At 39.9% G+C, this 25135-nt stretch carries 23 protein-coding genes and 1 pseudogene; 6 read left to right on the top strand and 18 right to left on the bottom strand.

From position 1 onward, the window contains the following. Position 1 precedes the first annotated feature (1 nt). The 5 genes and pseudogenes from K429_RS0124935 to K429_RS31355 all read right to left on the bottom strand — a co-directional run. Positions 2–592: a DUF417 family protein gene (locus tag K429_RS0124935; protein WP_029328501.1), complete on the bottom strand. Its 591-nt coding sequence runs from the start codon at positions 590–592 to the stop codon at positions 2–4. Positions 593–678: 86 nt separating this feature from the next. Then, positions 679–1527 (bottom strand): helix-turn-helix domain-containing protein, encoded by an 849-nt coding sequence (locus K429_RS0124930; RefSeq protein WP_029328500.1) that lies wholly within the window; start codon positions 1525–1527, stop codon positions 679–681. Positions 1528–1684: 157 nt separating this feature from the next. Next, on the bottom strand, positions 1685–2002 hold the full coding sequence (locus K429_RS30090; protein WP_007213905.1) for a branched-chain amino acid transporter permease: 318 nt from the start codon (positions 2000–2002) through the stop codon (positions 1685–1687). Continuing rightward, positions 1999–2715, bottom strand: coding sequence for an AzlC family ABC transporter permease (locus K429_RS0124920; protein WP_029328497.1), 717 nt, complete (start codon positions 2713–2715; stop codon positions 1999–2001). Before K429_RS0124920 ends, K429_RS30090 begins: the two co-directional genes overlap by 4 nt. Positions 2716–2845: 130 nt before the next feature. Then, a pseudogene (locus K429_RS31355) lies at positions 2846–2935 on the bottom strand (mobilization protein); the annotation flags it as partial. 856 nt (positions 2936–3791) lie between these two features. On the opposite strand from K429_RS31355, the gene K429_RS0124915 reads away from it, so the two are divergent. The 6 genes from K429_RS0124915 to K429_RS0124890 all read left to right on the top strand — a co-directional run bounded on the left by K429_RS0124915 (position 3792) and on the right by K429_RS0124890 (position 12103). Beyond that, positions 3792–4502 (top strand): precorrin-2 C(20)-methyltransferase, encoded by a 711-nt coding sequence (locus K429_RS0124915; protein WP_029328496.1) that lies wholly within the window; start codon positions 3792–3794, stop codon positions 4500–4502. 92 nt (positions 4503–4594) lie between these two features. Further along, positions 4595–4990, top strand: coding sequence for a DUF1573 domain-containing protein (locus K429_RS0124910; RefSeq protein WP_007213899.1), 396 nt, complete (start codon positions 4595–4597; stop codon positions 4988–4990). 135 nt (positions 4991–5125) lie between these two features. Beyond that, complete coding sequence (locus tag K429_RS0124905) at positions 5126–7117, top strand: OPT family oligopeptide transporter (protein WP_029328495.1); 1992 nt, start codon at positions 5126–5128, stop codon at positions 7115–7117. Between the two features lie 10 nt (positions 7118–7127). Next, positions 7128–7997: an alpha/beta hydrolase gene (locus K429_RS0124900; protein ID WP_029328494.1), complete on the top strand. Its 870-nt coding sequence runs from the start codon at positions 7128–7130 to the stop codon at positions 7995–7997. 15 nt (positions 7998–8012) lie between these two features. After that, entirely contained in the window at positions 8013–11228 is a 3216-nt protein-coding gene (locus tag K429_RS0124895; RefSeq protein WP_029328493.1) for a glycoside hydrolase family 2 TIM barrel-domain containing protein, read from the top strand. Between the two features lie 89 nt (positions 11229–11317). Continuing rightward, positions 11318–12103 carry an N-acetylmuramoyl-L-alanine amidase-like domain-containing protein gene (locus tag K429_RS0124890; protein ID WP_007218291.1) on the top strand — a complete coding sequence of 262 codons (786 nt, stop codon included), beginning with the start codon at positions 11318–11320 and terminating at the stop codon, positions 12101–12103. A gap of 320 nt (positions 12104–12423) precedes the next feature. Here K429_RS0124890 and K429_RS31210 read toward each other — a convergent pair whose 3' ends face one another. From K429_RS31210 to rfbC, 13 genes are all read right to left on the bottom strand, one after another. Continuing rightward, positions 12424–12549: a hypothetical protein gene (locus K429_RS31210; RefSeq protein ID WP_255347663.1), complete on the bottom strand. Its 126-nt coding sequence runs from the start codon at positions 12547–12549 to the stop codon at positions 12424–12426. A 341-nt stretch (positions 12550–12890) separates the two neighbouring features. Continuing rightward, positions 12891–13037, bottom strand: coding sequence for a hypothetical protein (locus tag K429_RS31055; protein WP_230324667.1), 147 nt, complete (start codon positions 13035–13037; stop codon positions 12891–12893). Positions 13038–13323: 286 nt separating this feature from the next. After that, positions 13324–14463: a DegT/DnrJ/EryC1/StrS aminotransferase family protein gene (locus K429_RS0124875; protein ID WP_029328492.1), complete on the bottom strand. Its 1140-nt coding sequence runs from the start codon at positions 14461–14463 to the stop codon at positions 13324–13326. A gap of 137 nt (positions 14464–14600) precedes the next feature. Next, entirely contained in the window at positions 14601–15242 is a 642-nt protein-coding gene (locus K429_RS0124870) for an acetyltransferase (RefSeq protein ID WP_007218286.1), read from the bottom strand. Positions 15243–15253: 11 nt separating this feature from the next. Next, positions 15254–15862 carry a sugar transferase gene (locus K429_RS0124865; protein WP_007218285.1) on the bottom strand — a complete coding sequence of 203 codons (609 nt, stop codon included), beginning with the start codon at positions 15860–15862 and terminating at the stop codon, positions 15254–15256. 126 nt (positions 15863–15988) lie between these two features. Then, positions 15989–16912 (bottom strand): hypothetical protein, encoded by a 924-nt coding sequence (locus tag K429_RS0124860; RefSeq protein ID WP_007218284.1) that lies wholly within the window; start codon positions 16910–16912, stop codon positions 15989–15991. 27 nt (positions 16913–16939) lie between these two features. Further along, positions 16940–18094 carry a glycosyltransferase gene (locus K429_RS0124855; protein ID WP_007218283.1) on the bottom strand — a complete coding sequence of 385 codons (1155 nt, stop codon included), beginning with the start codon at positions 18092–18094 and terminating at the stop codon, positions 16940–16942. Further along, positions 18091–19521, bottom strand: coding sequence for a hypothetical protein (locus K429_RS0124850; RefSeq protein ID WP_007218282.1), 1431 nt, complete (start codon positions 19519–19521; stop codon positions 18091–18093). The genes K429_RS0124855 and K429_RS0124850 overlap by 4 nt, the downstream gene beginning before the upstream one ends. Continuing rightward, positions 19499–20836: an O-antigen polymerase gene (locus tag K429_RS0124845; RefSeq protein ID WP_007218281.1), complete on the bottom strand. Its 1338-nt coding sequence runs from the start codon at positions 20834–20836 to the stop codon at positions 19499–19501. The genes K429_RS0124850 and K429_RS0124845 overlap by 23 nt, the downstream gene beginning before the upstream one ends. After that, positions 20830–21933: a glycosyltransferase gene (locus tag K429_RS0124840; RefSeq protein ID WP_007218280.1), complete on the bottom strand. Its 1104-nt coding sequence runs from the start codon at positions 21931–21933 to the stop codon at positions 20830–20832. The genes K429_RS0124845 and K429_RS0124840 overlap by 7 nt, the downstream gene beginning before the upstream one ends. 88 nt (positions 21934–22021) lie before the next feature. Further along, positions 22022–23335 carry a UDP-glucose/GDP-mannose dehydrogenase family protein gene (locus K429_RS0124835; protein WP_029328491.1) on the bottom strand — a complete coding sequence of 438 codons (1314 nt, stop codon included), beginning with the start codon at positions 23333–23335 and terminating at the stop codon, positions 22022–22024. 21 nt (positions 23336–23356) lie between these two features. Then, the gene (locus K429_RS0124830; RefSeq protein ID WP_007218278.1) at positions 23357–24409 is read right to left on the bottom strand and encodes an NAD-dependent epimerase; all 1053 of its coding nucleotides are present in this window, start codon (positions 24407–24409) and stop codon (positions 23357–23359) included. A gap of 179 nt (positions 24410–24588) precedes the next feature. Further along, positions 24589–25128: a dTDP-4-dehydrorhamnose 3,5-epimerase gene (rfbC, locus tag K429_RS0124825; RefSeq protein WP_007218277.1), complete on the bottom strand. Its 540-nt coding sequence runs from the start codon at positions 25126–25128 to the stop codon at positions 24589–24591. Between the last annotated feature and the right edge of the window lie 7 nt (positions 25129–25135).

Genomic DNA, 25135 nt, shown 5'->3' with positions numbered 1-25135 from the left:
TCTATTTTTTTAATTGTTCCAGTACGCTCTTCGCACTGTCTGCTAATATAACAATTGCGCCGGCCAAAATGGCTGTATCTTTTATAACTAATCTTCCTGCACCGGTCAATAAAGGGAAACCGAACTCTCCACTGCCCAGGTTGGGCACCCATACTTCGGGTGTGGTGACAAGGAAAGAAAGCGTTCCGAGAGTCATGATAATGGCAAGCCCAGCTCCTACCAGTCCTACTTTCGGCCAAAATATGCCGAGGAATGTAAGGATACCGATGCTCATAATAAGAATACCCAATCCGTGAGAAAAACCATACGTATTATTCTCTTTGTGCCACTCATGCTTCACAGCATCAAATTCTCCTTCTTTCAGCTTATACTCTTTATAGTCGGGAGCATCGTGTGTATAGAAGAAGCTCATGAAAGGGCTGTTTGCCACAAAAGGCACAATGCCTTCCGCTTCATAATTCCAGAACTTCAACCCGCCGATCCAAACGAAAATAATAAAAATCGCCACACGGATAAGATTGATACCTAACTTTTGAGTAGATGCAGCCAGTGTCAAAGCTGCTACGAACATAGATTTTAATTTTGTTTCCATACGATTATTGCATTAATTAATTGTTTTGTTTTCCTGATGCAAAAATCGGGGTTTATGTCGGAGCATGAAATGGCAATTCTGCCGTATCAGTTGGCAATATTTCCCGTTGTGTTCAATTTACGGAAATTCGATACACTTTCACCGGTCATTTTCTTGAAAAAGCGGCTGAAAGTGGACAAATCCTCGAAGCCCAGCAGTTCGCTGATTTCCTTGGCACTTTTAGGGGTATAGAGCAGTAATCTCTTGGCCTCCGACTCTATCCGTTCATGGATAATACGCAACGGAGAAGGTACTCCGCAAGAGGCAAACAAATTGGAGAGTGTCTTTGGGGAACGAAATAACAGGTCGGCATAATCCTGTACCTGCTTCTTTTCGCGAAAGTGCTGGTCAACCAGAATATAAAAACGACGGACAATATCAAAAGCTTTTTCCTGTTCCGGCGTGACGCCACACTTTTCACGGGCAATGCGGGTACAGGTGATGATAAAACGTTTGAGAATGATACGTAACATTTCCTCTTGCAGATTATCGCGAACGGCGGACTCCTGCCGGAAGATACGAATAATGTCATTCAGATTAGCGGATTGTTCCGGCGAAAGTTTCAGTTTCATCACCCGGGAAGAACCATGAAAAAGGAAACCGTTACAGGATACTTCGTCATCATGACCGAATATACAGTAGAAATTGCTGTTGAACAGGAAAGTGAGGTACTCTCCCTCCACCGATTTAATTTCAATATGCTGCAAAGGAGTAAGACTTATGATTTCGTCCTGTTCCAACTGTATGGGAATATGGTCTATCTCCAGAGTCAAGTTTCCACTCCGTACCCAAATGAACTTATATAAAGTAGTATCCTGTTGCAGTGCTTTATTTTCGTGGAAACAAAAGGTCATTGCCAAGTTTCCGTTCAGGCGGGTATTTAATTGATAATCTATCATGATGTTAAAAAGTTAGAGTTCTTTGTCGTATGCCGAAGTACAAATATACGCTATTCCGGAAGCTAATGCAAATAAAAGAAGCAATCTATTTCATCATCTCCGCTTTTCGTAACGCCCTACCCCATGTAAGGTCATATTTCGTTATAACTATATTTCAGTTTATGAGTAGAATATACAATCCCGTCCCTAATAAAATAGAGCAAGCCATATTCTTAAAAAGCATTTGAATAACGACTACACAGATACCCGATAGTATTTCCGGAGTGCCGTATGAAGGTGATAGAAAATCTATATCTTTATAGCAATAAACTACCAACATACCGAATATGGCTGGAGGTAGTACTCTACCTAAATAGTTTACATATTGGGGAGTGTGCGCAGAAGACCTGAAAACCCAGAAAGGGATCCAACGGGTAAGTTGCGTGACAAGCGCCACGATGAATATAGTGACAATTTGTTCTGTGACCGTCATACCAATTTCTCCTTATCCTTTGTAGTCAACCAACGCACCATAAAAATAGTAGTGATAATCAAAATGGTAGGAAGCATGAAATATGTCTTGCCAAAAAGTAGAAGACATCCCCCCGCAACCACTAATCCTAATATGGAACTGCCGTGTGTGCGTTCTTTTTGCCACTGGCTAATAAATATCACGATAAACAGGGCTGTCATTACAAAGCCCACTCCCTTGATGTCCACAACGGCTTTACAAGCAGAAACTGCACCAACAACAGTACCCCCTATCCATGATATATAAAGATACAACGAAACAAATAACATGAACCAATTCCGGTCTGTTCCCGGAGGCACATCTGTCATATAGTTTAACGAAAACGCTTCGTCTATCAATCCGGAAACAGCCCATAGTTTCTTTCTTCCCATTCCCCTATACTTTTCCAACATGGATATTCCATAAAACAGATGTCTTCCGTTCACTATCAGCGTCAGCAACAAGGCATAACCGGGATTGAACGTACTAAGCAATAAGCTGACGGTAACAAACTCCATTGAACCGGCAAATATAGTAGCCGCCATGCAGATAGGCCATATCATGTCAAAACCGCAGGAACGCATATACACCCCATATCCGACACCAAGAAAAGCTATACCAAGCATTACCGGAAATGCTTTTGTCAGTGCCAGTTTACGTGCATTATGAAAATCTTGATTTTTATTATTCAGCATATATATCGTATCTATAACTTCGTATTTGTTTTTTATTCATATACATTTGTAACAGTTTGCAAATATACAAAAAGTGCCATTCATGGGAGGTGATGAGCCCACTTTTTATTGTTTTTCAGTGAAATAAGACGGTCTGCCCGGCGCTGAACCCGACCAATCGGCAAAGGTTTTCCATGTACAGCATTTCACGGAAACAGGGAAACCGCGCAACTGCCTTTGATCCGCATTAATTTAAAAACACTCTATTGTAAAATCATAGGAATTGTATACAAAAACAGCTTATTATTCTCTTTTTTTCGTCGCTTTTTATTTACCATTCCCGTGAAAACAGAAGAGATGAACAAATTGTAATCATCAAAAATAAATCACAACAAAGTTAACAACCCTATTAATAACAATAAACAGCGTTTTTAAAGAATAACAGGAACATTTTTAAAGAATGTATCCAACGTTTATTAAAAACGTAAAAGGGGTACTTAAAAGCAAAAAGCGATAAATACAAACAAAAAAGGCGATAATCCTTATGAGGAAGTATCGCCTTTATCGTTTTTCGTATGTAATTATTCCAAGAACGGATATCCCAATTCTAAACAATAAAATTATATTACTAAAAATAAGAAAACCGGCAGTAATAATACATATCCGCCAAAGTCCGGAAAAGAAAGATTAGATTTTGTCATTTGCTAAGTTTTTTAGGTTTACTATTAAAGTTATGTTCTCTCCAAAGCCCTACAAATATACTACATCAGGAAGGAGAAATCAAGTCTTTCAACCGTTTTTTCCAACAGTTTTCAGACTTTACACGCTAACCTTTTCTCGTACAGGCCTTTGCTTCATTAAACGGCAGACAAGTATATTGATAGCATCAAGTTGGCAAGCAAGCTATTATTGCATTCGGTTCATTAAAAAGTACCGTTGCACCAGAGCGTTTGACTTTAGTAAGCAAGAAAAGATAGATAAACAAGAAATCGGGTTTTATTTTGTTTTATATTCAGAAAATCCCCAATTTTGCACTCCCCATAAAAGTTATTATGAGGGTGCTTATCACTAAACACTAACCATTAATCACTAACAAAATGTCCAACCCCGTCATATTCGTATCCCTCGGTCCCGGCGAACCGGACCTTATCACCCTGAAAGGCTTGAAAGCCCTGCAAAGTGCCGATTGTATCTTTTGTCCTGAAACTCGCACTGCAAACGGACGGATATTCTCGCGTGCTGCCGACATACTGCATGCACTGAATATTCCAAATACCACCCTCTCCCGCTTTGCATTGCCTATGAGTAAGAACCGAGAACAGGCTTTCGCAGCTTATGATAAAGTATATAGCGAAGCTTCCCTTCTTCACAAAGAAAATAAAAAAGTCTGTATCGTTGCCGAAGGAGACGCAGGTTTCTATTCTTCCATACACTATATCTTTGAGAAACTACAAGCCGACAATATTCCTGTGCAACACATTGCCGGTATCCCCGCCTTCATTGCAGCAGGTGCCTGTGCAAGACTCCACATTGCCAGCCAGGAGGAACGTCTGACCGTCATTCCCGGTATCATTACCGCCGAAGAAATAGAGAAATATATGGAGGAAAAGACTACCATTGTCATCATGAAACTTTCTCAATGTACCGAAGAAATTCACCGTTGCATCCATCTCCATCCCGAATATAACTATCATTATTTCGAGAATATAGGCACGGAAAAAGAGAAATACCTGCATGATACAGAGTTGATTTCGGCACTCTCTTTCCCTTATTTTTCACTATTAATCATACGCCACAGCACCTTCTGAGGCGCATTTAATACTATTTCGCACATCATTGGATTAATTTTCACAAAAATGCCTTACCTTTGCCCACTGTGTAATACAAAAGATTTATAGACATGAAAAGACTTACATTGTATATGTTTATGCTCGTACTGAGCATTGGTTACGTTTCGGCACAGGGGAAAGCTGATATTAAGTTTGATAAGACCTCACATAACTTCGGTACGTTTTCTGAAAATGATCCGGTAGTAAGTTGTGTATTCACATTCACCAATGTGGGCGATGCTCCGCTGGTTATACATCAAGCCGTAGCTTCCTGTGGATGTACAGTTCCCGAATATACCCAGGAACCCGTATTGCCGGGCAAAACCGGAACCGTTAAGATTACTTACAACGGAACAGGCAAGTATCCGGGACACTTCAAAAAGTCCATCACTTTGCGCACGAATGCCAAAACAGAAATGATGCGACTCTTTGTAGAAGGAGATATGACACCGAAAGATGCAAAATAAGCATCTTTATATATAAGAATAAAGGAGAATTTTTCAATTCTCCTTTTTTTTTGCTTTCTTTGAAGCTGATTTGGATAAAATAAACAATTAATTGACGACATAATAACTATAAAACATAAAAGCAATTAAGAAACTATGAAACAAGAAGAAGAGAAATTGACCGGTCTGCCGGAAAATGCATTCCGTGAACTGAAACCGGGCGAGGTCTACAACCCGTTGATGAGCCCTGACAAGAAGTACCCGGAAGTTAACCTTTGGTCTGTATTATGGGGTATCGCTATGGCTATCCTCTTTTCGGCTGCGGCAGCCTATCTGGGATTGAAAGTAGGACAAGTGTTCGAAGCAGCCATTCCTATTGCAATTATTGCCGTGGGCGTATCAGGCGCAGCCAAACGTAAGAATGCGTTAGGTGAAAATGTCATTATCCAATCCATCGGCGCCAGTTCCGGCGTTATCGTGGCAGGTGCCATCTTTACCCTGCCCGCCTTATACATTCTGCAAGAAACTTATCCGGAAGAAATCACAGTTACTTTCACCCAGGTATTCATCAGCTCTCTGCTGGGAGGTGTGTTGGGTATTCTCTTCCTCATTCCGTTCCGTAAATATTTTGTAAGCGATATGCATGGCAAGTATCCTTTCCCCGAAGCAACAGCTACCACACAGGTACTGGTATCGGGCGAGAAAGGCGGAAGCCAGGCCAAGCCGTTGCTGCTGGCAGGTATCATCGGAGGTTTGTATGACTTCATCGTTGCCACATTCGGCTGGTGGAACGAAAATTTCACCACACGCGTATGCGGCTTTGGCGAGATGCTGGCTGATAAAGCAAAACTGGTATTCAAAGTGAATACAGGTGCGGCCGTACTTGGTTTGGGCTATATTGTAGGTCTGAAATATGCTTCTATCATCTGTGCCGGTTCACTGGCTGTATGGTGGATTATCATTCCGGGAATGTCTATGATTTGGGGTGACAGCGTGCTGAACCAGTGGAATCCGTCAATTGTGGCTACCGTAGGCAGCATGGCTCCCGAAGAAATTTTCAATTATTATGCCAAGAGCATCGGTATCGGTGGTATCGCTATGGCAGGTATCATCGGTATCATCAAGTCATGGGGTATTATCAAGAGTGCCGTAGGACTGGCAGCTAAGGAGATGGGTGGAAAATCCAATGTAGAAGCCAGCATGAAGCGTACTCAGTGCGATATTTCTATGAAGATTATTGCTATCGGTTCTATTATAACGCTGTTACTGGTATTCTTATTCTTCTACTTCGATGTGATGCAAGGCAGTTTGCTGCATACTGTGGTAGCTATTCTGTTGGTGGCAGGTATCGCTTTCCTGTTTACGACTGTGGCTGCCAATGCCATTGCAATCGTAGGTACGAACCCGGTTTCCGGTATGACGCTGATGACATTGATTTTGGCATCGGTAGTGATGGTATCTGTTGGTTTGAAAGGTCCTGAAGGAATGGTAGCTGCATTGGTAATGGGTGGTGTTGTGTGTACGGCACTATCTATGGCAGGTGGTTTCATTACTGACTTGAAAATCGGTTATTGGTTGGGTAGTACACCCGCCAAACAGGAAGCCTGGAAGTTCCTCGGAACGATTGTTTCAGCTGCAACCGTAGGTGGTGTAATGATTATCCTGAATAAGACATACGGATTTACCAGCGGACAACTGGCTGCTCCACAAGCTAATGCGATGGCGGCAGTTATTGAACCGTTAATGAATGGCGTGGGTGCTCCCTGGTTGCTTTACGGCATTGGTGCAGTACTGGCTATCGTACTGAATGCATTCAAAATTCCCGCATTGGCATTTGCATTGGGTATGTTTATTCCGTTACAACTGAACATTCCCCTCGTTGTGGGTGGTGCTGTGAACTGGTACGTAACCAGCCGTAGCAAAGATGCTGCTCTTAATGCAGAACGTGGCGAAAAGGGTACGTTGCTGGCATCCGGTTTCATTGCCGGTGGTGCGCTTATGGGCGTAGTCAGTGCAGCAATGCGTTTCGGAGGTATCAACCTGGTGAATGATGCCTGGGTAAACAATACGTGGTCAGAAGTACTGGCATTGGGTGCTTATGCATTGCTGATAATTTACTTTATCAAGGCTTCGATGAAAACCAAATAATAGAAATACAATGAGAATAATTTTATTTATCACAGCACTGTTTATGTCAACTCTGCTATCTGCTCAGAAGCCCGTTGAGATACCCTTGTGGCCCAACGGTGCTCCTAATACAAATGGCCTGACAGGAGATCAGGAAGATTTGAACGGCGGCCGTGTGGCCAATGTCGTTAATCCCACCATCACGGTTTATCGTCCGGCAAAGCCGAACGGCATGACTATCTTGATGTGTCCGGGCGGCGGATATGCCCGCCTGGCAATGAATCACGAAGGCCATGACATGGCATCCTGGTTCAACACACAGGGAATCACGTATGCCGTTTTAAAATATCGTATGCCGAACGGAAACCGCGAAGTACCCCTCTCAGATGCAGAACAGGCTATCCGCATTATTCGCCAGCATGCAAAAGAATGGGGTATCAATCCGAATCAGGTAGGCGTTATGGGAGCATCGGCAGGAGGACACCTGGCCGCTTCTCTCTCTACACTTTACAGTAGTGATGAAACGCGTCCGGACTTTCAGATATTACTTTATCCGGTAATCTCGATGGTACCGGGTATTACTCATGGAGGTTCGCGCAAGAACCTTCTTGGTGATAATCCGACCAAGGAACTGGAAGATGCGTATTCTCTGGAACGTCGTGTATCTCCCCGCTCTCCACAAGCTTTCATCGTACTTTCTGCTGATGATGGCGCTGTGCCGCCCATGAATAGTATCGGCTACTTCCTTGCTCTCAACCAACAGAAAGTTCCCGTTTCCATGCACATCTACCCCATTGGCGGACATGGCTGGGGCTTCCGTGATAACTTCACTTACAAACGCCAGTGGACAGAAGAACTGGAGAAGTGGTTGCGTGACGGGGTGAAATTCGAGAAAAAATAATTAATATATCAACTCATGAAAAAATTGACTTTTATCACCTGTCTCGTATTACTACCCCTCGCCCTTCAGGCACAGGAAGACCGTTACGACCAGTTGACCAATCCGAAGTTGACCAGTATCAACAAGGAGGCTCCCCGGAGTACATTCACTTCTTATGCCACCGAAGAAGATGCTATCGTCAACGACCGGACGAACGGAGCCAGCCGCCTATCCCTCAACGGGAAATGGAAGTTCAACTATGTGGAAAACTTTGCCGACCGTCCCACAGACTTCATGAACGTGCGTACTGAGGTGAACCGTTGGCCGGACATCAATGTGCCGGGTAACTGGGAATTGCAAGGCTTCGGTACTCCGATCTACGTCAACCAGCCTTACGAGTTCTGTTCTAAGGGTTACGAACCTTATTGGGACAAGCCTAATCCGCCTTATGTACCCAAGGACTGGAATCCGACAGGTACGTATCGCCGTGATTTCGTTGTAGGTAATGACTGGGATGGAAAAGAAATCTTCCTTAGTGCAGATGGTGTGCGCGGTGCTGCTTTCTATTACATGAATGGCAAGTTTGTAGGTATGAGCAAGGATGCCAAAACTCCTGCCCGCTTCAACGTTACCGCCATGGTCAAAAAAGGCAAGAATATGATTGCCATTCAAGTACACCGTTTCTCGGATGCCAATTATCTGGAATGTCAGGACTTTTGGCGCATCAGCGGTATAGAGCGCGATATCTATCTCTATGCCACGCCCAAAATCCATATTGCAGACTTCAAGGTAGAGACTCCGCTGGATCCTTATTACAAGGATGGTATCCTGCAACTGAAAGTGAAGCTTACGAACGAAAGTGATATAAAGTCTCCTTATGTAGTTTCCTATCGTTTACTCGATGATCAGGATCAGCAAGTGACCCAATCCTCTACCCGTGTGGAAGGTGATCAGAATGAAGTAGAATTCACGAAGAAAACCCTCCGTGGTGTAAAGCATTGGACAGCTGAAACGCCTAATCTTTATACACTCGTCATCAGCCTCAAGCGCACCAATGGCGAAGTAATAGAAGCTACCAGTTGCAAGGTAGGTTTTCGTACGATAGAGATTAAGGATAAGCAACTGCTTGTGAATGGCGTGCCTATCCTTATAAAAGGTGTGAATGTACATGAGCATAATGAATACACGGGACATTACGTTCCGGAAGATCTTATGATTAAGGATTTCGAACTCTGGAAAAAGTATAATGTGAACACCGTACGCACTTGCCACTACCCGCAACAGGAACGCTTCTACGAACTTTGCGACCAATATGGCATGTACGTAATTGATGAAGCAAATATTGAAAGCCACGGTATGGGTTATAACCTCAATGTAGGTGGTACTTTGGGTAACAATCCGTTATTCATGAATGCTCACCTCGACCGTACCATGAATATGTACGAACGCGATAAGAATCATCCGTCTGTAATCATCTGGTCACTGGGTAACGAAGCCGGAAACGGACTGAACTTCTACGTTACCTATAATACGCTGAAGATGCTCGATAGCCGTCCTATCCAGTACGAACGTGCCGGATTAGAATGGAATACAGATATTTACTGTCCGATGTACTCTTCTCCCCAATCTATTGAAAAGTATGCCCAGAATAAGGAAATGACTCGTCCGCTTATCTTGTGTGAATATGCTCATGCTATGGGTAACAGTCTTGGCAACTTCCAGGACTATTGGGATGTGATTGAGAAATATCCGATATTGCAGGGTGGTTGCATCTGGGACTGGGTAGATCAAGGCTTTGCCGCCAAGACCAGCGACGGACGCAAATACTGGAATTATGGTGGTGACTATGGCGATACCGGAACTCCTTCCGATGGCAACTTCTGCATCAATGGTGTAGTTTATCCCGACCGCAGTATAAAGCCCCAGACTATTGAAATGGGTAAGGTTTATCAGAACATTAAATTCATTAAGTTCGATCCGCAAACCTGCACGGTGCAGATACGCAATGACTTCTCATTTACTGATCTGAATAAATATGATTTCCACTATGTCGTTCGCGATCATGGAAAAGAGATTTATAAAGGTCAGATGGACAATATCAATGCTGCTCCGGGCAAGACAGCTACCAGTGCATTCCTGCAAGGTATTCCTAAAGAAAAGAATACTACGGGAGATGTACGCATCGAGTTCTATGCAACCATACGTAATGCAGAACCTTTCTTACCGGTTGGTACGGTAATCGCACGTGAACAAACTTATGTTCATCCGTTCTTTAAGAAAGAAGTGGTACGCATGGATCCCGCGAAAGTAGATGAAGTCTTTTCACAGGTTGTTTTCAGCGGTGATGATTTCAAAGCTACATTTGATAAACAAAGCGGCTTGCTGACCTCTTATATCTATAAGAAACAAGAGTATATCCATAACGGTCAAGGTCCGCAACCTTTCTTCTGGCGTGCACCTACCGATAATGATTACGGAGCAAAGCTTCCCACTCGCCTGAAAGCATGGCGCGAGGCCAGTTACCAGACACCTAAGGCAGAATCGTTCAATATTTCTAAAGATGGTGACAAGTCCATTGTAAAAGTCACCTATCGTTTTCCGCAGGTAGATGCGCAGTGGGAAATTACCTATAAGGTATTTGCCAATGGTATTATCAAAGTGGATAATCGCTTTGTAGCCGAAGGTACGGAAACTCCGATGATACCCCGTGTAGGTTTGCGCATGCAATTATCGGAAATATTAAACGACCTTACTTACTACGGCCGTGGTCCGGAAGAGAACTATCGTGATCGTCGCACTTCCCAGTTTATCGGAGAATATACTACTCCGATAAAGGACTTGTACGAACCGTACATCCGTCCACAAGAAAATGAGCATCGTACGGATATTTACTGGTGTGCACTCACCACTAAGCAAAAAGCCGGTTTACTCTTCATTGCCGACCGTACGTTTGAACTGAATGCTTCCAACTATCTGCTTGGAAGTCTGGATAGCGGCGAAACCATCGACAATGGTGCTCCACGTACCAACGAAACGAATCACCGTCACCTCACCGACCCACAACCTGTAAAACAGGTAGATATGTTTATCGACTATCGTATGATGGGTGTAGGTGGTGATAATAGTTGGGGAGCTATAGCACACGAACCGTATCTGATTCGGTCCGGCGTAGAAAATGCCATTGAATACGGCTTCTCCATCGTACCATTTGACAAAAAGGCGGATTACAAAAATTTAATCTATCAATATTAAATTTAATCTGTCCAAATTAAGGATTTATGAAAAGGATGTCGTACTTTTGCGACATCCTTTTTTATTTATATTAATAAAACGAAAGAACAATGAAAACAATGATTACACTCCTGTTCAGTGCGCTTTGTGTAGCTACTGTCAGTGCTCAGACAGATGAAAAAGACAACGCCATGCTGAACAATGGAATAAATTTTCTGGATATTCCTTACGTAGCACATACGTTGGAAGTTACCGATGGCGAAGAAGAACTTATCATCAATTGTGATGAAGTAGACTGCACCACCTTTGTAGAATATACTCTTGCTATGGCCCTCTCTCCTACCGAAGACGGACAGGTAGCTGAAGGCGATTTTGCTACCAATCTGCAAAAGATTCGCTACCGTGATGGAAAAATCAACGGTTATCCTTCACGCCTGCACTACATTGCAGACTGGGTAAACAATGGTGTTCGTAACGGTTTCCTGGAAGACGTAACAACAGCTTACAGCCCATACACCCAGAAAGTTTCTCTTTCCTACATGTCTTCTCATCCGGAACTGTACAAGCAGCTGAGTAATTCTCCGCAGAATGTAGCGAAGATGAAAGAGATAGAAAAGTCATTGAATGGTCAGGAATTCCATTATGTTCCCAAAGATCAGTTGCCGTTCAACGGTCTCCCTTGGATAAAAAATGGAGATATTATTGCTATTACGACTAATACGCCGGGATTGGATGTAGCTCATATGGGTATTGCTTTCTATATTGATGGTAAACTTTGTTTGTTGCATGCTTCTTCTAAAGAAAAGAAAGTGATGGTTTCTAAGGTTGCTCTGGGACAAATGTTGCAAAGTAATGATAATTGGACAGGAATCAGAGTGTTGAGAATGAAGAAATAAACTTTAGACATTTCTATAAAATGAATGCGGGAGTTTCGATTTGTTCGAAACTCCCGCATTCATTTTTATCCAGTGCATTTCAGCATATTCAAGAATTTTTATAATGCTGCTTTAGTTTTTCGCGCAACTTCTTATTAACTGTAAGATTTCGTTCATCTATAGCATTTTCTCGTCCATCATATTTCACCGACGCTGTATATGAAGGGTAATCATCGGCCTTGCCTAAATTATTTTTATAGTGCAGTGCCCTTAGATTCAGCAAATTATCATCGCCACCTAATGACATTGGTAGTATATGATCAATAACCCATCCGAAGGGGTTATTTTTCCCCAAATTTACCCCACATAATCAATGCTCCGCAAGCATCTTTACGAAACATGGAATCATCCAATCCATCCACAGAACGGGCCTTCTTCCACACCAATAACTTTATATCTTCATCCATTGCAGAACCTTCATGTTTTTGTAAAGATAGAATAATTTGTATACAAGAACAAGTTTCTCAATCAGAAATCCTCAAGCATATAACAATGGTAGCAGGTTCTCATAATCCGTTCGCCCCTTCCGTATCTCCGTCTTGTACTTGCTGAAAATTCCATTCGTATAAATATCGTTACGCTTTTCTGTTCACAAGACACCACATATAGTTTTTCCTATGCCCGAAGCGGGTCTGGTCATATTAGTAGATGAACTCAAGAAATCATGAAACGAAGTTATTTTTTCATTTCGTTCTATTACTAAATTCGATTTCTCTATAATTATAACCAAATATTCAATAACGTTTTTTTAGACGAATATTGCATCTTTCAAAATATTAGTTTTAAATGATTCTCTGAACGATTCTCTGAAATTGACGACATCAACTTTATAATTAGTTAATTTCTCCAATTCCTCCTTAATAACGACTAAAGTAAAAAAGTCCGGCTCTTCCAAAATTACTACTACGTCCAAATCACTCGTTTCCTTTTGCTGCTTTCGAGCAAATCAACCCAAAAAGCCTAAAGTCTTTATGCCATATTTATCAGCAAAATTGACTTTAAATTTCCGCAATATATCAATGGCAGCTGATGTATTCATAATCTAATTTACTACCATTATTAATACTAAATACCAATATAGCACTAATTATTTAATCAACAAGAAGATAAAAGAAAAAAGCCGGAATGAACTCAATGAATCATTCTGGCTTTTTTAATAAAACTGTAATATTTCGCACCTATTATTTCTTGCAACATCCTTTTATCTGTTCCACAATATAAGCCACATCTTCATCCGTCACCCAAGGACCGGCAGGAATACATAAACCCATATTAAACAAACGTTCAGAAACTCCATTCACATAACAAGGATTAGCTGCATAGACAGGCTGCAAATGCATAGGTTTCCACAAGGGACGAGTCTCAATTCCCCGCTCATCTAATTTCCGACGGACTTCATCATAGTTAGTGCCGGTCTTCACTGGATCTATCAGAATAGTAGACAGCCAATAATTAGCGTTGAAACGATCATCAGGATTAGATTTCAACGTTATACCATCCACACCTTCAAAAGCATTCTCGTAAAGAGCATGTACATGGCGGTGATGCGCTATATGCTCATCCAATACGGTCATCTGACCACGACCGATACCCGCACAAATATTACTCATACGGTAATTGTAACCGATCTTTTCATGCTGGTAATGAGGGAAAGGTTCACGAGCCTGCGTAGCATAAAACATCGTCTGCTTCTTGGTGCTTTCATCAGGAACGATCAAAGCCCCGCCACCCGAAGTAGTGATCATCTTATTACCGTTAAAAGACAACACGCCAAAGGTACCGAAAGTACCGCACTTCTGCCCCTTAAACTCAGAACCCAAAGCTTCCGCAGCATCCTCCAGCACTGGGATTTCATATTTAGCGGCTATCGCGCAAATCTCATCAATCCTGGCAGGCATACCGTAAAGATGAACAGGAAGAATAGCTTTCGGCTTCTTACCCGTCTTTGCGATTCTGTCCTTGATAGCTTCTTCCAGCAAAACAGGGTCCATATTCCAGGTATCCTCCTCACTGTCGATAAACACTGGTTTAGCTCCCTGGTAAGCTACAGGATTGGCCGACGCACAGAACGTAAACGACTGGCAGATAACCTCATCACCGGCTCCTACACCAAGTTGGATTAATCCCAAATGGATGGCCGCCGTACCCGCAGACAAAGCAACAACTTCCTTATCCTGTCCTACAAAATGTTTCAGTTCATCTTCGAAAGCATTCACGTTGGGGCCCAAAGGAACAACCCAGTTAGTATCGAAAGCTTCCTTTATAAAAGCCTGCTCCTCGCCGCTCATGTGAGCAAGGCAAAGATAAATTCTCTTGTCCATTAAATTATTATGATTAAAAAAGAAACAACAATTCGAGAAGTAAAAAGAAAATTATTTATTCCTTATATAATAAGGGATAAATAACCAACACAACAACTTACCCAATTTCAAAATAATCATTAGGAATTTATAAATATCTATTCTCTATATTTTAAAACCTTTGCAGGTATACCTGCCATTACAGCATTTGTTGGTACATCTTTAATAACTACGGCACCAGCACCAATAAGACAGTTTTCTCCTAATTCATGTACACCAGTCATTATAGTAGCACTAATGCCTATATAAGCATACTTATGTGCAATAATTGAAGCACCAAAATTTACTCCAAAGGAAAGAAATACTCCTTCTTCTAAAATTGTATGATGAGAAACTACACTATTAACACTCATCATTACAAAGTCATGTATGTTACACCAAGGCATAATTACCGTTTTAGGAAGAATATATATCCCCTTATCTCCAATTTTAACATTAGGAGAAAGCACCACTGTAGAATGAATAAAATTAGGAACCTCATATCCCAGACTTAACGCACGTTTCAATATTTCAACCCGCAATTTATTATTTCCTAAAGGACAATAAACAGCTTCAACATCATATTCATCTTTCAAACAAGCAAGAAAATCCAATTTCCCCAATACAGGAATGCCACATACCTTTTGGTTGATATACCTAGGATCATCATCCAAAAAACCTACAATTTCAACACCGGCCTCTTGAAGATAAGCCAAATAGACTTCTCCATAAGTGCCTGCACCAATAATAACACTTTTCATATTCATTTCCTTCAATTATGCCCGTTAAAAGGCACAGTAGTGGCCTCTCCCTCTTTTGATATCCCTTCCCTAATAAAAACTTTTCTTATTGTAGCAAATGCTATTTTCATATCTAAAGAAAAAGTGCAATGGTCAACATACCATACATCGAGCTCAAACTTTTTTGTCCAACTCAAATTATTTCTTCCATTAATCTGTGCCCACCCTGTTATTCCCGGACGTACTTCATGGCGTCTCATCTGCTCTCTAGAATACAAAGGCAAATAATAAGTTCTTAAAGGACGAGGACCGATCAGAGCCATATCACCTTTCAGCACATTGATTAATTGGGGCAATTCATCAATAGAGGTAGAACGGACAAACTTTCCTATTTTTGTCAAGCGTTTCTCATCCGGCAATAAGTTACCATTTTCGTCACATTCATCAGTCATCGTCTTAAATTTGATAACTTTGAAAATCTCACTATGCTTGCCAGGACGTTCCTGAGTAAAAAAAGCACCGGCTCCTTTATTGGCAAAATGTAACCAAAGGGTGATTAACAACAGTATTGGCCAGATGATGGACAATACACAAAATGCGAGGGTGAAATCTATTCCTCGTTTGAAAAAACAGGAGTACATAAAAAACGATTGTGAGTAGAAGTTGAAAACAGATATGATATTGACAGCTTGTATTGAGCAATGATTAGCGAAGATCCTAATAAAGCACAAAAAATAAATCTTTTCAAAAAAGCCTAAAGTAAGTGCTTACATTTCAAATCTACTGAGCCAATTATCGAATCGATAATAATCTATAAGCCCACTCTTCACCTGAACAAAAGGACGAGACATAAAATCCGCCAATCCTTTTAAATTCGAATTATCTATAATAAAAATGTTATTCGAGTTATAGAATGGAGCATATTTTAGAAGAGGATTATTGCTAATCAATTTCTTGTTAAAAAAGAGACTTTCCATCACTCTTAATGAATACCCCTCTTGACCTTCCTGCAATATTTCCAATATTGCACCAGATTTTTTTATAGTCGCAATTACATTGGAATAGGCAATAAAAGGCGAATAATTATTTCCTTTGGGACTTTTTTTATCCGCAATTATATGAAAATCAGTTTTAATTCCTAATTGTTCTATTTTCGATTTAAGAGCGCATAACTCCTCATAACGACCTTTGTCGCGTCCAACAAAATAAATTGTTCCATTGTTGGTTGTCACAGGCTCAGGGTTCATAAAATAGTAAGTAGAATTAAATCTCAAATTGTATCGCATACAGTCAGATTGAGTAAAACTCCATAACTCGCTATGCTTCCTCAGTGATTTGGACGGCTTCGGAGATGTTTCCCCGTCTACAGGATTCCAATACCAATATATTATTCTTCCTCTATAACCTATCTTTCTTAGGGTCGCCGGAACAGTGCTATTAATAACGTTTGCATTTATGATAATATTCTGATAGGAGTTTAATCTATCAATCCAACTACTTAAATAGGATTTAGTGGATAAACCACAGACAGAAAGAACATATCGTTTAGCTCTCTTCAAAAGACCACAAGAATCATAAAGAGGCTCATGATCAACTAAATTCGGAAAATTCTGATTTATGTACTTTGGAAAGTCATCAGATAAACTGGGCCAAAGCATCAAGATCGTAGAACGTGATGAACTATGAATCATAGAATTATTGATTTGATTTACTTTACCTTACTTTTCATTTAATAGCTCACGAGCAGTACTAAGAATCACCGTTTTCGCACATTCAATGTCATAGCGCATGGCTACTTTCGCATTATGCTCACCAAAAGTTTTACGCAGAGATTTATCTGAACTAAGTATCATTAAAGCTTTTGCAAATCCATCCACGTCATACGGAGATAAGCAAAATCCTGTTTCACCATCATGGGCGTAGTCTTTTATTCCTCCAACGGTTGAACTTATCAATGGAAGCCCGGATGCCATAGCTTCCAAAGGAGCGATACCCAAACCTTCTCTAACTGACGGATGAACAAATATATCGGCCACTCTACATAAATCAGGTATATCTTTTCTAAAACCTACAAAATGCACCTTTTGCCTTATGTTCAGACTAGAGGCTAGAAGCTCAAGTTTTGTTTTGTCAGGTCCTTTACCACACACAACATAATGCTGATTATCTAAATTGCATTTAGCAATAGCCTTTATTATAACCTTCTGATTCTTATGGATTTTAAGCTCACCAACAGAGAGAATCATGACGTCATCATCTGATATTCCGATTGATTTTCTTAATTTCTTATAAAAATCTACACTTAAAATATGGTCCATGAACTTTTTCACATCCAATCCTATTCCATGAATTTTTCTAACATTCCGAGCCTTAAATTTTAATGCTCTTGTATAGTCCTCCTCATTTATTGTCATAAGCATATCTACATATCTGGACATTATGTACTCAATGGGATAATATAATATCCAATTTATCAGAGGAGCTCCGCTAAAAAAGTGGAATCCATGAGCCAAATACCACACTTTAGATCCTTGCCGACGTGCTTCTCTCGCAGCTATACGTGTTACTACACTCATCACTGGACCATGTGTCCATATCACGTCGTAATTGCCTGAATCTACTATTGCCTTGACTTCACGCAAACCTTTGAGATTACGACAAACCTTGAAAGGGCTTCTCGCTAAACCAACTGTGTAAAATTTGATATTCTCATTAAAAATATTACGTAACGTATCTCCTCCTCCAATATAATCAGAACATGCTATATCTATTTCCCATCCGTCATTAATCAAAGCCTCAATATGAGGTTTCAAGAAAGCTCTAATCATACTGTCAGGCGCAGTGACCAACATTCTTTTTTTAGATTCTTTCATTTTCGAATCGATTTAGATTTCATAATAAAATAAGTTGCGCTTAAAAGACTTTTTAAGGAGTCTCTGAAAACAATATTTTGTATCATTAGTATCAATCCCAAGCCACATACCAAGACTACCCAATTCTCAGTGTACAAGGAAATAAAAATGTGAAATACCGCAAACAATAACTCATATAGCGACATTGACATCGTTTTTACTTTCATTAATTTTCCTATAATTTGTTCTGAAATAAAACATCTAATCGCCCCTATAGCCACCATACTAATAAGAGTCAGTACCAATGAATTGAAAACATAGACGCTAATAACTCCGAAAACAACACTAAGCGCAAGTATAAGATAATTTACATACATCATTTCCTTTTCACGCCTTAATACCTTAAAGTAAGTAATAAATACCAGATTCATCTTAGCGTCGAATATGCACATAGGTAATAGAATTGCTAAATACGCAACACTATCCGCATAATTCGGTAGCCACAGATTTATCAGCCATTTGCCCGGTATCATCAGAAAATATATCCACGGCATTAAGAAAAAGCAAAATCGGAACATATTAATGTAAGCATATAACTTTCCGTCATCTGATGTACATCGCAGAGCCGGGGAGAAAACCATCGAAACCTGCCGGATAAAGACAAGAGCAAACGCAGTAAGAGAAAGAGCCAAAGAAACTTTACCAAAGACAATAATACCCCAATGGCTATCTATAAAAAAACGGTCGATTCCCGCAATCAGCAAAGAAGCTATTCCAGATAGCATTAGAGTGACTCCAACCTTTATAGAATCTTTCAACTCCGGCCATATTTTTTTATATGGCACTGATATATTTGCCAGAAAATAACGACCTTTATAAAGACTATAGCATAAATTAAGTAAAGAACCGGCTATAAAAACACATAGGAATATGTATATATCCCTAATTCCAAATAAAATAAGTACTATTAAAGATAATAGAAAAAAAAGTTTGTCAATTATCACAGAAAAAGAATACCAATGTGTATGATTTGCAGCTTGAAAGATATAACCCATATACATTGAACAATTGAAAATAACCATATAGATGACACTAAAAAAAAATATGATTCTCCTTTCGTACGTCATGGGGGCAAGAATCAGTATAATGGTTATTATTACCGCAAAAATCATCTGTATCATCACAACTATGCGAAACTGCCCGCTAACAGCATCGCGATTCATTTCGCTAAAATCCAAGCCACTATATTTAAGATAAACGCCATCGTTTATTCCGCAATGAAAAAAGCCAACATAAGCAGAATAAAAAATGAATAACTGCCAAAATGAATACCCTTCCACACCTAAGAATTTGGGAAGTAAAAGAGTAACAACACAACTTTGAACAAGGGATATTATCTGGGCTGTAAAGGCAACTCTTAGATTTCTACCTAACTGACCTATGTTCATATTGAGCGAATAATGTTCGTTTTCCGTATAATAATACCAATAAAGAAAAGATTATAATATAGACTAGCTGACTAATGCTCAAAACAAAACGAATTAAGCATTCGCCTATTCCCTGCATAGCAATTCCATAAATTAGAAATGAATAAAGCATTAAATATATGGGGTGTCCACCCCATTTCCTTAACAAATGATAAGCAATTCCAGCAAAAAAACCGATTAGACACTCTATTATATACACACCAACTAAACCAAAGTCATAATAATACGTTCTAAGAGCTGTATAAATATTAGTCGATTTGCCTTTCCCAACGGAAACAAATGGCAGAAAGTGAATATCATTGGGCACAGATATTCCACAAGCATTTAAAAGTCCATAAAAGCCAAAGAATGTTTCCTCTCCAAAAAACCTATTATCAGGTTTATATACTTCAAGACTCCGATCTAATGCTATTATGGCCGCTCCACTATACCCAAAAAGCATCTCATCCCACGAGGATTTTCCAGTTTTTCCCGTCAAAAGGCCCAATGTTTGGAACACTGCAAAAAATATAACAAATGCTACAAACATCCTTTTAATCACACTAAAAAGACGATTTAAGCCCAATCGAGTCCTTTTACTTTTGAATATATTTAGGTAATAAGCGGCAATAAAAACAAAACAAATATATTGAAGCATAAAGGTACGTCCTGATCCCAATGCACTAATGAGCAAAGAAACAAGAATAACAATCATTTCCAATTTACTCTGCAACAGTGACGTACCGACCTTTTCTTCTCCGATTACAATTTTCTGAATCAAAAGATAGGAATAAAAGTAACCACTTACTTGGACGAAAAATGAGACAAGCGTTAATGCCATATTTCTAGATTCTATCGTACCATGAACCGAAGCAGCCCTATTATATTCCATCATATTGCTATAATCAGCATTTACGCTAACTGAAAGAGCAGTACTTATTGCATTTTGAATTCCCAAATACAATATGAAAACGCAAAATATAAGATAAATAAATGTGATTTTCTTTTTAGGCAAACGCAAAATCACCACATAGTTACTATACTGTTTTCCTGCAATCGTGGTACCATAAGCACTACCAAAAAAGAATGAAAGGGCAAATGCCGCCAGCACACTTACTATGAACAAGGACGTTCCAAAGCTTATGTCAACTGGAGTACCAATAACATTAGACAAAGCTATTAAAGAAGTAAGAAGAAAAGACTCACATACCAATGGAAATGGAGCCATAGGATCGCAATTGGATGAAACAAGTGCAAAAATAGTCAATAAAAAAAGCATTAGTACTAATGCTAACATACCCGATTTCCCTTTTTTAATTGTCTATATATCGCCTTCAGTTTATCAGCAGATAAACTGATATCAAACTTGGTATTTTCAATTTTCCGCCTTGCTTTTTCACGGTCGTAATCCTGCAATGACCAATCTATTGCCTTTATCCAATCTTCCAATGGAGCGTTTAAGTCTAAAAAACGGACATTACCTGTCACATCAACGGCTTGCGTTACGACAGTAGACGTAACTATCCGAAGGCCAGCTGCTTGCGCCTCAACAATCGCATTGGGGAGTCCTTCAAATTTTGACGGGAATAAGAAACTGTCAAAAACGCCCAAAAGGCATTTAACATCGCTTCGACTCCCTAAAAAACGCACTTGCTCCGATATTCCTAACTTAGATGCATATTCTTTCATTTTTTCCTGTAACGGTCCATCACCCACTAAAACCAGACTTACATCACTATGAAGTTTAAAATATCGGCTGAAGAGTTCTAATATAAAAACGTGATTTTTCGCCTCTACAAACCGACCAACATGTCCAATTATCTTAGCCTTTACACCCAATTTAGTTTTTAATTCTTCAAGTGCTTTTTGAGGAAAAACAAATGTTTTGCTATCAACTCCGTTGTCTATAACTTCAAATGCCTTGTTCCCATGCATCCATATTCCCGCCTCGGGACCGCAAGCGAGACGTTTATAAGGAATATTTCTTATTTTATATCGATTATAGTAGTGAAGACACTTTCCTATAATACCACCTACGTTATTTTGGGTATTCCTTGAATGAAGGATAATATTTATATTTCTGGAATGTGCTTCAAAAATTGGTATCGTGTTCAAAAGGGCATTAACATGAATGTGTATACAGTCGTATCTTCCATTCAGTAATTCACCTAATTGCCTTTTATGCTCAAGTGGATGCTTGAAGAAAGGCGGTAAAACAAATATTTTACCTCCACGCTTATCAATCATCTCCCTTAAACGCATATTAGTAATATCCGAATTTTGTATACAAAAATCTATTTGAAACTCGTTTGAATCCAAAAAGGGAAGCAAATTCGTCAGAGTAGTTTCAACCCCTCCTATATTCAGACCATATAAATAATGTAAAATACGCATTACTGATTATATTTATAACATATTTAAAATGTAAACTATAATACCGAACATTGCAAACAGAATCTATAAACAGATATAAAAGTGGAGTCTATTTACCTATACAAAAATAATATATTCCAACATCCATCACTTCTTTCTTTTCATAGATGTTTCTTCCGTCAATCACCATTGCCTTCTTCATCGTCTTCTTCAACACTCCCCAACTCGGCATCCGGAACTCTTTCCACTCCGTCACAAGCAACAACGCATCCGCATCCAGCACCGCATCATACATATCCGTAGCATAGACAACCTTATCCCCTATCCTACGCCTACATTCATCCATCGCAATCGGATCATAAACCTTCACGCTTGCACCAGCCTCTATCAACTTATCAATCAAAACCAATGCCGGAGCCTCTCTCATATCATCCGTTTCAGGCTTGAAAGCCAAACCCCATAAAGCGATTTGCTTACCTTTCAAGTTTCCACTATAATGTTTCAACAACTTCTCAAAAAGAATGCTCTTTTGTCTCTCGTTCACCTCTTCCACAGCTTTCAAAACACGCATCGGATAACCATTCTTTTCAGCAGTCTTTATCAACGCCTTTACATCTTTCGGGAAACAAGAACCACCGTATCCACAACCGGGATACAAAAATTTACTGCCAATACGACTATCTGCACCAATACCTTTGCGAACCATATTTACATCAGCACCAACCAGTTCACAGAGGTTAGCGATATCATTCATAAAGCTAATTCGTGTAGCCAACATAGAATTTGCCGCATATTTTATCATCTCGGCACTAGGAATATCAGTAAATATCAAGCGATAGTTATTCATCATGAAAGGCTTATAAAGACGTTCCATTATAGCCTTAGCCTTTTCTGACTCCACACCTACTACCACACGGTCGGGCTTCATAAAATCATCTACCGCATCACCTTCTTTCAGAAACTCGGGATTGGAAGCCACATCAAACTCTATCTTTACATTACGCTTGTCAAGTTCTTCCTGAATGGCAGACTTTACCTTTTGTGCAGTCCCCACAGGAACCGTACTCTTAGTCACAACCAGCACATACTTATTCATATTACAGCCAATGGTACGCGCTACCTCCAACACATATTTCAAATCAGCACTGCCATCCTCATCAGGAGGAGTACCAACAGCACTAAACACAACCTCTACATCATCCAGACACTCCTTCAAGTCCGTTGTAAATTTCAGACGACCCGCAGTATAGTTACGATGAACCATATCTTCCAAGCCCGGCTCATAAATGGGAATAATACCTTTCTTCAGTTTTGCTATCTTACTGTCCTGCACATCCACACAAGTCACGTCAATCCCCATCTCCGAAAAACAGGTACCTGTCACCAAACCGACATAGCCGGTACCAACGATTGCTATTTTCATATTATCTTAGTTTACTTTTGATTACAATTGATAAAAAGAACGATACCAGTCTATCGTTTCCTGAACTCCCTCTTTAATAGGTTTGTCAGGCTTAAATCCCAACTCATTCTGCAAAGCCGAAGTATCTGCATTTGTCTGATAAACATCTCCCGGTTGCATCGGAAGATATATTTTCTCTGCAGGATGTCCAATAGCTCCTTCAATTGCCTGAATAAAGTCCATAAGTTTCACTGGATGAGAATTACCTATATTATATATTTTATATGGAGCGGTAGAAGAACTGGGATCAGGAGCCTGAGCACTCCAGTCAATATCAGGAGCAGGAATGTAGTCTATTACACGAAGAATCCCTTCAACGATATCATCAATATAAGTGAAATCACGCAGCATATCTCCATTATTGAAAACCTTTATTGGCCTCCCGTGCAACATAGCATCAGCAAAAAGGAAAGGTGACATATCCGGACGTCCCCAAGGACCATAAACCGTAAAGAATCGTAAACCGGTAGAAGGAATACCATATAAATGGCTGTAAGTATGAGCCATTAATTCATTTGATTTCTTTGTCGCTGCATAAAGACTCACAGGATGCGCTATACTGTCTTTTTCCGAAAAAGGAACCTTCCCATTCAAACCATAAACACTACTGGAACTGGCATAAATCAAATGTTTCACCTGATAATGCCGACAACCTTCCAGCACATTCAAGAAACCATCTATATTACTTTCTACATAAGCATACGGGTTTTCTATGGAATAGCGTACTCCTGCTTGAGCTGCAAGGTTCACAACCTTATCAAAATACTCATTGGCAAAAAGCATTTGCATAGCCTGTTTGTCTTCCAAATTCATACGGACAAACCGAAAATGCTTATATGTACTACTTTGGACAAATTTATACCAATCAACTGTATTTTTATCAATGCCTAAAGTCCCCAAACGTCCATACTTCAAATTGACATCATAGTAGTTGTTGATATTATCAAGGCCTACTACCTCATCTCCGCGAGAAAGCAGGCATCTACAAACATAAGAGCCTATAAAACCTGCAGAACCAGTAACTAAAATTTTCATTTATCTCATTTATACAATTAAATATGCACTTGGGTAGTGATTCGACTCAGTCTTAAAAGTAAAATCTTCCAATAAATTCACTACTATACATCGAATTTAATTTTAAGTTCGTAACAAAGCCACATACTCTCAATACCTAATTTGAACACTTACTTTTATTTGATTAAATATTGAAATATTCATCCAATCTCTACCAACCTAGGATGCCTCTTATCCTTCTCACTCAACACTACTTTATCCATTGGTATCCTCCAATCAATTCCCAAATCCGGATCATCCCAAGCCAAAGCACCTTCACACTCCGGAGCATAAAAGTTATCACACTTATATTGAAATATCACTTCCTCACTCAACACACTAAAACCATGTGCAAAGCCTCTGGGGATAAAGAATTGGCGATGATTTTCTTCTGTAAGCTCTACAGCTACATGCTGTCCGAAAGTCGGAGAACCTTTTCTAATATCCACAGCAACATCCAAAGCAGCTCCTTTCACTACGCGCACCAACTTACTCTGAGCGAAAGGCGGTTCCTGAAAATGTAAACCACGAATGACACCGTAAGACGATTTGGATTCATTATCCTGCACAAACGTCGTCTTACAAACTTTTTCTTCAAATTCTCTTTGGTTGAAGGATTCAAAAAAGTAACCGCGATCATCTTTAAAAAGACGAGGTTCAATGATGACAACGCCCTCTATTAATGTTTTTATAACTTCCATATTGTTT

The organism is Bacteroides sp. 14(A) (genome assembly GCF_000526555.1).
Lineage (GTDB): Bacteria > Bacteroidota > Bacteroidia > Bacteroidales > Bacteroidaceae > Bacteroides > Bacteroides cellulosilyticus.
This window is presented reverse-complemented; position numbering and strand designations above follow the sequence as displayed.

Coding starts and splice junctions, on each gene's coding strand:
- K429_RS0124935 (WP_029328501.1), bottom strand. CDS start 592: ATGGAAACAAAATTAAAATCTATGTTCGTAGCAGCTTTGACACTGGCT.
- K429_RS30090 (WP_007213905.1), bottom strand. CDS start 2,002: ATGACGGTCACAGAACAAATTGTCACTATATTCATCGTGGCGCTTGTC.
- K429_RS0124920 (WP_029328497.1), bottom strand. CDS start 2,715: ATGCTGAATAATAAAAATCAAGATTTTCATAATGCACGTAAACTGGCA.
- K429_RS0124915 (WP_029328496.1), top strand. CDS start 3,792: ATGTCCAACCCCGTCATATTCGTATCCCTCGGTCCCGGCGAACCGGAC.
- K429_RS0124910 (WP_007213899.1), top strand. CDS start 4,595: ATGAAAAGACTTACATTGTATATGTTTATGCTCGTACTGAGCATTGGT.
- K429_RS0124905 (WP_029328495.1), top strand. CDS start 5,126: ATGAAACAAGAAGAAGAGAAATTGACCGGTCTGCCGGAAAATGCATTC.
- K429_RS0124900 (WP_029328494.1), top strand. CDS start 7,128: ATGAGAATAATTTTATTTATCACAGCACTGTTTATGTCAACTCTGCTA.
- K429_RS0124895 (WP_029328493.1), top strand. CDS start 8,013: ATGAAAAAATTGACTTTTATCACCTGTCTCGTATTACTACCCCTCGCC.
- K429_RS0124890 (WP_007218291.1), top strand. CDS start 11,318: ATGAAAACAATGATTACACTCCTGTTCAGTGCGCTTTGTGTAGCTACT.
- K429_RS31210 (WP_255347663.1), bottom strand. CDS start 12,549: ATGGATGAAGATATAAAGTTATTGGTGTGGAAGAAGGCCCGTTCTGTG.
- K429_RS0124875 (WP_029328492.1), bottom strand. CDS start 14,463: ATGGACAAGAGAATTTATCTTTGCCTTGCTCACATGAGCGGCGAGGAG.
- K429_RS0124870 (WP_007218286.1), bottom strand. CDS start 15,242: ATGAAAAGTGTTATTATTGGTGCAGGCACTTATGGAGAAGTCTATTTG.
- K429_RS0124865 (WP_007218285.1), bottom strand. CDS start 15,862: ATGTACTCCTGTTTTTTCAAACGAGGAATAGATTTCACCCTCGCATTT.
- K429_RS0124860 (WP_007218284.1), bottom strand. CDS start 16,912: ATGATTCATAGTTCATCACGTTCTACGATCTTGATGCTTTGGCCCAGT.
- K429_RS0124855 (WP_007218283.1), bottom strand. CDS start 18,094: ATGAAAGAATCTAAAAAAAGAATGTTGGTCACTGCGCCTGACAGTATG.
- K429_RS0124850 (WP_007218282.1), bottom strand. CDS start 19,521: ATGAACATAGGTCAGTTAGGTAGAAATCTAAGAGTTGCCTTTACAGCC.
- K429_RS0124845 (WP_007218281.1), bottom strand. CDS start 20,836: ATGTTAGCATTAGTACTAATGCTTTTTTTATTGACTATTTTTGCACTT.
- K429_RS0124840 (WP_007218280.1), bottom strand. CDS start 21,933: ATGCGTATTTTACATTATTTATATGGTCTGAATATAGGAGGGGTTGAA.
- K429_RS0124835 (WP_029328491.1), bottom strand. CDS start 23,335: ATGAAAATAGCAATCGTTGGTACCGGCTATGTCGGTTTGGTGACAGGT.
- K429_RS0124830 (WP_007218278.1), bottom strand. CDS start 24,409: ATGAAAATTTTAGTTACTGGTTCTGCAGGTTTTATAGGCTCTTATGTT.
- rfbC (WP_007218277.1), bottom strand. CDS start 25,128: ATGGAAGTTATAAAAACATTAATAGAGGGCGTTGTCATCATTGAACCT.